This is a genomic window from Zoogloea sp. LCSB751, from assembly GCF_002028455.1.
Classification (GTDB): domain Bacteria; phylum Pseudomonadota; class Gammaproteobacteria; order Burkholderiales; family Rhodocyclaceae; genus Zoogloea.
In genome coordinates, this window is the sequence record NZ_MWUM01000386.1 from 1 (window position 1) to 255 (window position 255).

Annotated in this window: 1 pseudogene; it reads left to right on the forward strand. The window is 61.6% G+C overall.

Annotated elements, in window-relative coordinates:
- Positions 1–239: pseudogene (locus B4920_RS27055) on the forward strand (IS21 family transposase); the annotation flags it as partial.
- Positions 240–255: the final 16 nt, after the last annotated feature.

The following is a 255-nucleotide window of genomic DNA, read 5'->3' on the forward strand; positions in this document are numbered from 1 at the left end:
ATTCGACGCAAGCGGTGCGCCCTTGCCTGGCCTTGCTGGGGCAGAGCAAAACCTATGGCAAGGAGCGGCTGGAAGCGGCCTGCCTCCGGGGGCACCTGACCGGCGCCAACCGGCTGCACAACATCCGCAGCATGCTCAAGCATGGCCTGGAGGAGCAACAACTCATTGCCAACGAGCGACAGGATCCGCTGCAAGACATCCGTCATGACAATGTCCATGGCGAGCACTACTTCCACTAACCCCACGGATCAGGAG